1 protein-coding gene is annotated in these 1,434 nt (G+C 64.4%); it reads right to left on the reverse strand.

Features of this window, described 5'->3' with window-relative positions; translation table 11 throughout:
- Window positions 1-108 precede the first annotated feature (108 nt).
- Window positions 109-1,197: an IS110 family RNA-guided transposase gene (locus tag ESP70_RS19905; protein ID WP_223148815.1), complete on the reverse strand. Its 1,089-nt coding sequence runs from the start codon at window positions 1,195-1,197 to the stop codon at window positions 109-111.
- Window positions 1,198-1,434: the final 237 nt, after the last annotated feature.

A 1,434-nucleotide genomic window follows, 5' to 3' on the forward strand; every position in this document is an offset into this window, starting at 1 on the left:
CACCGAGAATGGGCCTCTATGTAAAGGGGAGTGCTCGAACTATGGTGCTGGGTGGTGGGTGCGGCTTGATCGCTTCAGCGAAGAGCAGGGTTGAGGCTGGGAGCCTTGTCACGCAGCTTGCCTCTGGGCAGTGAGTCGGGCCTCGTTTGCGTCGGCCGCATCCACCACCAGATCGATGTTCTGCTCGAGGTCGCGTCGCATGGTTTTGAAGACTTGGTCGGACAGTCGTCGTTTGAGGCAGCGGACGGCTTCGCGGCTGGTTTTGCCGGCGGCTCGTTTGCGGTCGTAGTAGGCGCGGCCTTCGGTGTCGGCGCGGATCTGGGTGATCGCGATCGTGTAGAGGGCTCGGTTGAGTTGCCGGTTGCCGCCGCGGTTCAATCGGTGCCGGATCGTTCGTCCCGACGATGCCGGCAGGGGAGCGGTGCCGTTCGCTGAGGCGAAAGTGTTGCGGTTGGGGTAGCGGCGGACGTCGACGACTTCAGCCAGGAACCTGGCGGCGACCAGCGGCCCGACGCCGTAGAGGTCGGTGAGAGTGGAGCCGGACGCTTCGACCAGTGCTGTGATCTGCTTGGTGATGTCGAGGATCTCGGCGTCGATTTGCTGGACGCGCTGCAGCCGTCGGGCGCAGAGAATGGCCCGGACCGAGTCATCTCCGTCCAACAACGCGAGGGCTGCGTTGATCTGCCACTTGAGCCCAAGTGCCGGGATCTCGGCTTGGAATCCGGGCCGCAGGCCGAGCAGGTCGGCGTGGACGCGGTTGACGGTGGCAGTGCGTTCGGTGACCAGCTGGTCGCGGTAGGCCATCAGCGCGCGGAGGTCAGCGGCCGGGCCGACGGTGAGACGGACCGGTGGCAGGTTGTGCTCGCGGGCGGTGATCCTGGCGATGGCAACCGCGTCGACGGGATCGGTCTTGCCCTTGCCCGGTTGCGTGCCGCGCTCACGCGCGGTCATTCGCGTCGGGACCTCGACAACGGTCAGCTTCGGGCTGGCGATGGCCAGGTGAATCGCGATCGCGCGACCGTAACTCCCGGACCCTTCGATGCCAACACGAACCACATCGTGATGCTCGAGCAGGTGCTCAAGTCGGGCGAAACCACTGTTGGTGTTGGGCACTTCATCAACGACTCTGGGCCGTCCGCCGTCGTCGATGATCGCCAGCGCGAGGGTGTCTTTGTGGGTGTCGATTCCTGCGAACAACGATGTTCCTCCATCTCAGAAATGATCCGCTGAGGACGGAGTGCGCAGGCATTTCTCGGGACGTTCCAAGCCTCTATTGAGCGTCACCCCCGACCACTATCCGCCGTCGGGAGGCAACCATTCTGAGAGCCACACCAGCCCGGTGGGCAGCAAGAGGTGGGGCCTTCCCGACGACGTCGCGGGCCCGCACAGATACGTACGGACGAAACGACCCTCCCAGAAATGCAAGAGGTGTGT

The organism is Aeromicrobium ginsengisoli (assembly GCF_004134905.2).
GTDB lineage: Bacteria > Actinomycetota > Actinomycetes > Propionibacteriales > Nocardioidaceae > Aeromicrobium > Aeromicrobium ginsengisoli.